We start from the raw sequence: 9,151 nt of genomic DNA, 5'->3' as shown, positions 1-9,151 counted from the left end.
CACCGGCACCCACTCCGGCCGCTCCGCACTGATCACCTGATCCACACCAAGATCATCGATCACGCCGAGACAGCGTTACGGGACAACCTTTAGGTCACCCATCAACACAGAAGTAAGCGGCCAGGCAACTTCAAACTTCTTATAAAAGAAGCCCCAACCTAATTTACCTTCCTCAGCCGATACGGGCCCTACCCCTAGCTCGGAAAGGCGTGCAGCTTTGCCGGGAATAGCAGCAATCGGTAGATAGTGGCCTGGGACGATACGGGGGGCATACCCGCCATTCGACTTTGCCGAAAAATAGCCACTATAGCCCAAGCTGAGGGGGTCAGCCATCGAATCGATCGGTCGATCCAACGAAAAAGCCACTTCATACCAGGCGTACTGCCCCCTCTTTTCTGCATCGCAGAACCACAGAGAATGCGCCCGGCCAGCGTACCCAGAAGACAGGAGAGACGCGAATTCACTAACAGACTTGCCAACGGCGATATAGCAATACGCGATCACATCAAACGGCAGGCGATGCTGGTCGGGCGGCTCGGTTACAAGCGGCGACAGATCGTCCCAAGGCCCCGGCTTCACGGGCGGAGACATGACTATCGTCGCATCGCCTAGCCGCAACGCGCCGTCATCAAGGCCGCCAGAACGACTGGTAGGCGCGTTTTCAACAATAGTTCGATTTAAGAGGTCTTTAATCCGCTTCCACTGCTCAGCAGCAATACGAAACAACATCTCTCGCTGGCGAGCATCGTTTTCAGCCTCTTGCGCTTCCCACGCGTTTCGACCCTGTCGAGCGGTTTCTGCCAAATCCGCCGCCTGCAGCGCACTGACACCGCTCATTATTGGAACGCCTGCACTAACCGTTTCGCCCGCTTGATTCTCAAGCCTCGTCAATAGACGATCCGGCGAAGGCCGAACACCAGAAGGCTTATAAAGACATTCGGCAATGATTGTAGCCAGCGAGTGGGAAGCTCCCCGTATCGACGGCACGTTCTCATGCAAATGCTGTTGCCTCAAGTCGGCTCCCACAAATGGCCGTGAACCCACAAGAAGCTCAAAGGCAATGACCCCGAAGGCGTAAACATCGGTTTGAGGCGTTGCTGTCTCACCACGCCACTGCTCCGGGGCCGCGTAATCATGGCTCATGAAGTACCGTCTGGTGTCAGGCCCAGTGTTTTCATCAAGGAAACGTGCGATACCTAGGTCAGAGATGCACCAGGAGCCATCCAGATAAAGGATGTTTTCCGGCTTGAGGTCGCGGTGCACAACGCCAATGACGGCCTGTTTAGCCAGTCTAATACCACTCAGGCTACCTAGGCCTCGCGCGACATCTATAAGGATAGGTAAGGCGCGTTCCTCAGGAGTCGGGCCACCGACTTTGTCCATGAACTCACGAAGCGACCCTTCCGCCCGCGGCATGAGTAGCGCAAGGTGAGTGCGTTCTACATTCTCGCCTTTGTCAAGAACAGGCACGATGTTCGGGCGGTTTGCGAGGCTAGCCGCATAGTAGAGTTCTCTGAATGCACCGCGACCCTTCGGCACGAGCTTGATGACGTACTCGCCGGGGTGAATCGCTGAGGTTGCGACATAGACGACGCCGGCTCCACCACGGCCTATGACCTCGCCCAGCTCCCAGACGCCGCTCTGGTCCAGTTGCACCTTCACGTCGACGCCCCTCTCCCAGCCCTGGCTCACCGTCGGGCCAGCTACTGCCACATCGGGGTTCTGTTCCCCCCGTGTCCGTCCTCGCCGCGCCGTCGCTCTACCGCAGCTCGGACCTTGGCATAGTCGTGCTGAAGTAATCGCTGGAGGTTCGCGTTCGTTTCAGACGTGCCGTCGAAGATCGCGAGCAGCAGGTGAAACTCGTTCACCACCGGCGAGCCATCGCTCGTTGCGTACTGCAACGCTCGATGGAACTCCTTGCGTTCAATCCATTTGAATTCAGCGAACCTGTCGCCGTCTGGCAGCGACATCGTCAAAAGCTTCTGACGGACCTGCCGGGACCAGTCGGCCGCGCCGTCAAGGGCGAAGCAATCTCGCACGCGACCGTTTGGCATGTCTAGTAGTGCAAGCAACGTGTCGGAGGTGTAGAACTGCCGGTTCCGTTCACGGCAAGCGCTACGGGCGGCTTCCATGGCTGGCTCCACCTCGCCTGACAGCACCAGCAAGTTAGCGGTTAGAGCTTCAGGAGAGAACGCGAACCGTCGCGGTTCGGGCAGGGCATCAGCGGCACTCCTCTGAGACAAGGCCGCGTCAGCATCGATTCTCGGCGACTGAGTGCCAGCGACCATGCGTTCAGCAATCTGCTCAATGGCCTGATCGAGGTCACGCCGAACTGTCCTAACCGACATCCTAAGGTCTATTGGACCGTCCTTTGCCTGCCACGATTGTCGGCCACTCAAGTTCTTGTCGCCGACTTCCGCGTAATGCTGAGCATTTACATTGAACGCAATTTGCACAGTTGACCTATAGCGGTGCACCGCCTCTTCGTCCAACAGCTGACGGTTCCACCGATGGGGATATAGGTTTTGGATGTGGCCAGTAAGAACGGCTGTTACCCCATCGCGGGCCACCTCAAGTCCGTCATCTAGCTCAATGCGCCAGTAGCGCTGCAACTGGTAGAGATCGCCCCGAAGCAACGAGACCAAATCATCGCGCCAGACCCCGCGATCGCGGGATAGCTCCTTCAAGCATTCTTCAAGGTTGATTCGCTCATTACCGCTTGGCAGATGTCTCACCATCATCGCCCTGCCTACTTGAAGCCGACGTTGACGAGATCCTAGCACCACCATCATCATAAACAAGACTCTTTGAAAAAGATTCCAACAGGGCGGTAATAGGGTTCTTCTAATGAGTCACAACCATGGGCGAGATCCCCTTATCCCCTGAAGGCGAGCGACCCTTCAAACCAGCATTCCAGTTTGGCGGTGCAGGCGAGGCAACTTCTATCCCTGAAGGCGGGCCAACTTTTAGACCAACGTTAGATGATTCCGAGTTCCGTGAGGCAGCTCGCATGTTTCCAGACCTTCAATACCACCACAGTAGTTCGGAAAGCCGTCGCAATCCACCCTTCTCCGGCGAGGTGATGGCAATGTGGGAGTGGCAGGATCAACACCTGGGACGCTCTATCTAAATTAACTGAAGAGCAGCAAGCTAAAGCCTACGATGCAGCCCTGATACGACTTCGAGTCCGCGTGAGACGCGAATTCGATTCCTGGCTTGGGCAGAACCAGGATGCACTGTCGAGGCTCCCACGACCGCAACAGGATGAAGCCCGCGCCAATGCAGTCGCGCAACTACGGGCGCAGGGCGTCCCCGAGCACATCCTTCCGGAGCCACCTGATGAAGCTGCCGAACCGGATCCGGGGAGTAGTGCGACCAAGTAAGGCCTTGGACATATTCCACGTGATGTACGACTTGATGTAGGTGTCTGAGCAGCACGGATGTGGTGGTCAAGTTGATGGCCAGTGGCAAATTCCGCAGCACCACGTGTTCAGTCCTGTTGACTTCTCTCAGCCCACAACCCCAGTTGGAGGTGAGACCCATGGACCGCCGCCCCACTTTTGAAGAGTTGGTCGAGATGGCTCGAAACGCGCGGTCACAAGCTGATCTGCGGGCGGTAGATCACGGACGAAGTCCTGTTGGTCGCCGAAGCGATCACGCACCCGCTTCATTCCAGGCGATGCACTACGACCCGACGCTGAGCGCAGCTGCGATCAGGGCGGAAGCCGAGGCTCGGCACAACCTCATGGAGCCCATCGATGCCGGCGGGGAGGCTGTCGAACAAGGCTTCTACCGCCTCAACCGGATCAACGCCCTGCTGGCTTCCGGACCTGTTGATCCCGCAATGATCGAACTCAAAGAGGAGTACCAGCGCGGTCTCCTGTACCGCCTGCAGCGCTACATGCGCCCCGGTTCGGGTGTTACCGAGGAAGGTCTCACGATCGAAGCTCGGTACCGCCGACAGCAGCGCTGAGCGCGACCGGCGTTATCAGCACCCAATCGCCGATCCGACAGCCGAGGAGGTGAAAACTTTTGAACGATCCCATCAAGGAAGCACGCGCGCAGATGCGCAAGGCGTTCATCCTGATCGGCGGCCTGATGTTCCTGGCTGGCGTCGCGCACGTCCTCATTAAGCCGTTGATGTTCACGCTCATCATCTTCGCGGCACTGTTTCTGCTCCGGGGGATCGCGCGTTGGCTTCTGAGCCGCCGCTAACCGCCAAGCGTTTCATCAACTCATCATCCATTCCAGTCTGGGCGGAGCTATGCCCAAATCCACCCATGGTGCTGCAACCCGAGAGGAGATCACCAATGCCTCGCAAGACCAGAAAGCAGCTCGTCGACCACAAAGCCGACTTGTACGAGCGGCGTCTCCGTGAGGAAAGCCTGCGAGTCCTGGCTGTCAGACTCAGACGAGCGTGGCGCAGACACGTTCGTACGCGATCGATCCAGGGCTAGGTTTTCCACAACCCCGGTTATTAAATGTCGGCACCGCCAGAACTTTCGTCTGGCACCACCGTGGCCACGGTACTTCCTCAGCTCGTTTGAGCCTATTGCAAGGCAAGACTTTTCCTGCGCATAGTAGTTACAACACAAACACCCGCGTCGTGCCGCCGTTGCGCACGTATCCATTCCTACCACTTCTTTTCTAATCAGTTCAATCAAACCACCAAGTTGCTGACGGCGTCTAGATCAGCAGCCTGGCTTGTCGCAATCCAAAACATGGAGGAAGAGCGACTACTTACGAAGGGGGTTTCGTATGACAGACGCAATCGAACCGTCATCGGTACGGGTTACCGGCGTCGAACGCCAAGACCCGGCGCTGCGCAAGCTGGCTCGCGCATTCCTCGCGCTGGCTCGCCATCAGCTCAGCCAGCAGAAGTCAGTGAATGAACCACCGACCACGGCGGAGCCACCGGCAACGGAGGTGGGCCATGAGTGAGTTGGTGTGGTTTGACCTCTATCCGCCGCGCAGCCTCGACCTGGCCGCGGTGGTGGGGCTCATGCGCCCGCTGGCGAGCCGGCCGCAAGCCGGGTTCTGGCAGCGAACTCCGACTGTGGTGCTGGAGGCTTGGATTGGCCTGGACTCCACCGAGTGGCTGCTCGGGATGGACCCGCAGCTGACGGCCACAGTCCCCGGCCAGTTCCGGGCGCACTTGCCCCAGCTCGGATTGCTTCCCAGCCGATACCCGAACCGCCCGATGCCGCTTCTCGCCGCCGATGTGCGCCTGTCCAGCTTCGCCTTCCCGCTGCGGCTCGATGTGGCAGAAGCCGTCGGCGCCGGGATGCGGGCGGTGGCCAGCATGTTGGAGGACACCGAGGCGGCCGTACTGCAATGGGTACTCGGACCGTCCTACCAGCGCGCCTCACGGCCCGAGGTCTTCAACATCGTTGAGGCCCTTGGGTTCGACAAACCGAAGGCTGCGAGCGCTTCGGACAATCAGGCCTGGCGCAACAAGACAGCCGAACCGCTCTACGGTGTGCAAGGACGCGTCGGGGCAACGGCTGCGAGCAAGGCCCGGATGCTGACCATCATGCGGTCGGTCGTATCGGCCCTGGCGCTCGCCAACAGCCCGCACTGTTCCGTGCGCATGGACGAGCCGAAGCCCAAACGGCCCTACGACATCATCCGCGTTCATCGTCCTGCGGTGACGTGGTCGTCGGTGGTCAGTAGCTCGGAGCTGGCGGTGTTGTTGGGCTGGCCGCTCGGCAGCGTCGCTGACGGAGCTTCGCTTCTGGGCCAGCCTCCGGCGGATCTGTTGGTACAACCCGAAGAAGCTCACCGGTACCGCGGGACGCGGCTGCTCGGCACCAGCACGCACCCGGCTGACCGCGGCCAACTCGTGACCATGCCGCAGGCCTCAAGCACTCATAACTTCCATCTCATCGGCCCGACTGGTTCGGGCAAAAGCACCGAGCTGGCGCAACTGATCCTGGCTGACGCGGCAGCCGGCCGGGGCATCCTGGCAATCGAGCCACGGGGCGATCTGGTGGACGACGTGCTGGCTCGACTCCCCCGGCACCGGCACGCGGATGTCGTGGTTATCGACCCGAGCGAAGACGATCAGGCGGGCTTCAACCCCTTGGCGGGGCCAGAGAAGCAGGCCGAGCAACGTGCTGACGAGATCGTGGGCCTGCTGCGCAACCTGTTCGGCAACAGCGCCATCGGTCCGCGCAGCAGCGACGTGTTGTTCCACAGTTTGCTCACCGCCGCGCGCATGCCGGACGGCACGCTGGCCGATGTTCCGATCCTCATGCTCAACCCGGCCTTCCGACGCCGCGCACTCACGACAGTCGGCGACCCGCTCGTGCTGACTCGTTGGTGGGCTCGCTTTGGCGGACTGTCGGACGGCGAGCAACAGCAGATCATCGCGCCGGTGCTGAACAAGATCAGCCCGTTCCTGGCCCGCCAGCCCATCCGCCGGATGCTCGGACAAGCGGCTCCGCGCTTCTCCTTTGACAAGCTGTTCCTGAGGCGCCCTCGGATCGTCCTCGTCAGTCTCAACCGAGGTGTCATTGGCCCCGAGGCCAGCCGTCTGCTCGGTGCGTTGATCCTGTCGGCGGCCTGGGCGGCGGCTCAACGTCGCGCCACGCTGCCGAAGTCCAAGCGGTTCCCCGTGTCGATGGTGGTGGACGAGTTCCAAGACTATGTCGGCGCGCTGGACTTCGGCGAGGTGCTGGCCCAGTGCCGGGGCCTGGAAGTCTCGACTACGGCCGCACATCAGCACTTCACCCAGCTGTCCCACAACCTGCAGGCTGCCGTGACCTCCAATGCCCGATCGAGGCTGTCTTTCCGACCGTCCTTTGACGACGCTCGCTTGCTCGCCGCCATCTTTGGCGATCCAGTGACGCCTGAAGACCTGCTTGGGCTCGGTGCTTTCGAGGCCTGCGCTCGCCTGTACGTCAAGGGCACGATGACGCCACCGTTCGCGGTCAGGACCTTGCCTTTGGCTGCTCCCGATCACGATCCGGCTGTACTGCGGCAAATGAGCCGTGATGCCTACGCCACAAGCGGTTCCGCGCTCGACTCCGTGCTAGCCCAGCGCTGGCACGGAGAAGGCGGACCGCCGGACGCACCGGTTGGTACCCGCCGGAGGTCGTCATGAGGACGCGGGGCGTGAAGCACGCGCCTACCGCTCGCCCTGCCGTTCCCTCAGGCCTTGGACATGGCCCCACCACGGGCATTGCTGCCCAAACACCACCGAGTGTCTGTCCGTCTGGAGGTCTCCTATGACTGACGGACTCATACGCGGACGTGCCGCCCGGCTGCGGGAACGGCTCAGCGAACGGGACATGCAGGTCCTGGCTTCGCTCTACCAACTGCGGCTGCTGACCTCCCGGCAGGTGCAACGACTGCACCTCTCCGAAGGCTCGGCTCACACTCAGTCCAGGCGTACCCGTTCCCTACTCCAGCGCCTGACGGAGCTGGGAGTGGTGGTGCGGCTGGACCGCACGGTCGGTGGGGTGCAGCCAGGCTCAACGGCACTGGTGTACGGCCTGTCCGGTCTGGGCCTTGCCGTACTGGAGGTTCAAGGCCCCTACGGCGGCCGACGACGCCGCGTCTGGGAGACCAAGCCCTTCTTCATGCATCACGTGCTCGGCGTGAGCGAGCTGTGCGTAGGACTGAGCGAACTCACCCAGGACAGCCGCCTGCAGCTGTTGGCGTTCGACGGCGAACCGTTGGCCTGGCGAAAGTTCACGAGCGACTCCGGCGCACCAACGACGCTCAAGCCAGATGCGTATGTCCGCGTTGGCATGGGCGAGTTTGAGCACAGCGCCTTCATCGAGCTGGACATGGCCAGCGAGAGCCTGCCCACGGTGCAGCGCAAGTGCCTGACCTACATCGGGTACTGGCGCAGCGGCGCGGAACAGCAAGCGTTCGGGGTTTTCCCGCTCGTCGTGTGGCTGGTGCCGGACACGAACCACAAACGCCGCATGCGGGAGGTGATTGCTCGCCTCGATGCCGACGCCCAGCGCCTGTTTGCCGTTGCCCTACAAGCAGACGGACCGGTCGTGCTGACGGCTCCGACGGAGGACGAGTCATGAGTGCACACGACCTTCCCCGCAATCAGATCATCGTTGGTGATGTCCGCACCCGGCTGGCCGAGCTCCCGGACGCCGCGGTGGACAGTGTGATCACGAGCCCGCCGTACTGGGCCTTGCGGGACTACGGTCACGAGGACCAGATCGGCTCCGAGGCCAATGTTGAAACCTGGGCCACCGAGATCGCCGACATCTGCATCGAGCTGGGCCGCGTGCTCAAACCGACCGGCGCGCTTTGGCTCAACCTCGGCGATTCCTACGCGCGGCACCCCAATGACGGCGCGCGCAAGAAGTGTTTGCTGCTGGGACCCCAACGCGTGGCGCTCCGACTGACCCGTGCCGGGTGGCTGCTGCGCAACCAGGTGGTGTGGGCCAAGAAGAACCCGCTGCCGTCGAGCGTCGGTGATCGTCTGACCACCACGCACGAGTTCATGTACTTCTTCACGCAGCAACCCAGCTATTACTTCGACCTCGACGCGATTCGCGAGCCTACGACGGGTACGCCCACCAACCGCCGGCGTCGCGTTGCAGCCGCTTACCCGCCTCGCGAAGCCGTCCCTTCGCTCGGCGCCGGCACTTCCCCGCGCATCGACCTCAACCAGGGCTTGGCTGCGCTGAAAGCGATAGGCCGTGACAGCCACCCGCTTGGCAGGAACCCCGGTGACGTGTGGTCGCTGGCCACGGCGCGGTACCGCGGGGCTCACTTCGCGACCTTCCCGGTTGAGCTCGTTCGGCGTCCGCTGCTCTCCACATGCCCAGAGCGGGCCTGCTCCGTCTGCGGTGAGCCTTGGCGACGGGCGAAGCAACTCATCGACGGACGCATGTTGTCCACCGGGCCTCTGAAAGCCGCGTGCAGACACACAAGCTGGCGTCCAGGTATGGTTCTTGATCCTTTCCTCGGATCAGGCACCACCGCCATCGCTGCTGAGACGTACGGCCGCGATTGGCTGGGCGTCGAGATCAACCCGGACTATGCCGCGTTGGCCCAAGCCCGGCTGGCTGGGTGGCGCAGTAAGCAAGAGAAACCCGCACGGACCGCTCGTCGGTGGTCTGCGGCTGCATCCGTCATCCCGCATGGGGATGGCCAGCCGCAGTAACGCTGAGGAGGA

At 61.6% G+C, this 9,151-nt stretch carries 7 protein-coding genes; 5 read left to right on the top strand and 2 right to left on the bottom strand.

Translation table 11 applies throughout. The features are described 5' to 3' along the window. Positions 1–75: 75 nt before the first annotated feature. Together ABZ345_RS45405 and ABZ345_RS45400 are read right to left on the bottom strand one after the other, a co-directional pair. Positions 76–1,662, bottom strand: coding sequence for a serine/threonine-protein kinase (locus ABZ345_RS45405; protein WP_359861642.1), 1,587 nt, complete (start codon positions 1,660–1,662; stop codon positions 76–78). A 41-nt stretch (positions 1,663–1,703) separates the two neighbouring features. Next, positions 1,704–2,795 (bottom strand): hypothetical protein, encoded by a 1,092-nt coding sequence (locus ABZ345_RS45400; protein ID WP_359861640.1) that lies wholly within the window; start codon positions 2,793–2,795, stop codon positions 1,704–1,706. A 746-nt stretch (positions 2,796–3,541) separates the two neighbouring features. On the opposite strand from ABZ345_RS45400, the gene ABZ345_RS45395 reads away from it, so the two are divergent. The 5 genes from ABZ345_RS45395 (at position 3,542) to ABZ345_RS45375 (ending at position 9,139) form a co-directional block, all read left to right on the top strand. Further along, positions 3,542–3,973 carry a hypothetical protein gene (locus ABZ345_RS45395; protein WP_359861638.1) on the top strand — a complete coding sequence of 144 codons (432 nt, stop codon included), beginning with the start codon at positions 3,542–3,544 and terminating at the stop codon, positions 3,971–3,973. A 59-nt stretch (positions 3,974–4,032) separates the two neighbouring features. Beyond that, entirely contained in the window at positions 4,033–4,215 is a 183-nt protein-coding gene (locus tag ABZ345_RS45390; protein ID WP_359861636.1) for a hypothetical protein, read from the top strand. A gap of 718 nt (positions 4,216–4,933) precedes the next feature. Further along, on the top strand, positions 4,934–7,105 hold the full coding sequence (locus tag ABZ345_RS45385; protein ID WP_359861634.1) for a type IV secretory system conjugative DNA transfer family protein: 2,172 nt from the start codon (positions 4,934–4,936) through the stop codon (positions 7,103–7,105). 124 nt (positions 7,106–7,229) lie between these two features. Beyond that, a complete protein-coding gene (locus ABZ345_RS45380) occupies positions 7,230–8,045 on the top strand; it encodes a replication-relaxation family protein (RefSeq protein ID WP_359861632.1) in 816 nt (271 codons plus the stop codon). Continuing rightward, on the top strand, positions 8,042–9,139 hold the full coding sequence (locus ABZ345_RS45375; protein ID WP_359861630.1) for a site-specific DNA-methyltransferase: 1,098 nt from the start codon (positions 8,042–8,044) through the stop codon (positions 9,137–9,139). The genes ABZ345_RS45380 and ABZ345_RS45375 overlap by 4 nt, the downstream gene beginning before the upstream one ends. Positions 9,140–9,151: the final 12 nt, after the last annotated feature.

It is taken from the genome of Lentzea sp. NPDC005914 (assembly GCF_040629405.1).
Classification (GTDB): Bacteria; Actinomycetota; Actinomycetes; order Mycobacteriales; family Pseudonocardiaceae; genus Lentzea.
This window is presented reverse-complemented; position numbering and strand designations above follow the sequence as displayed.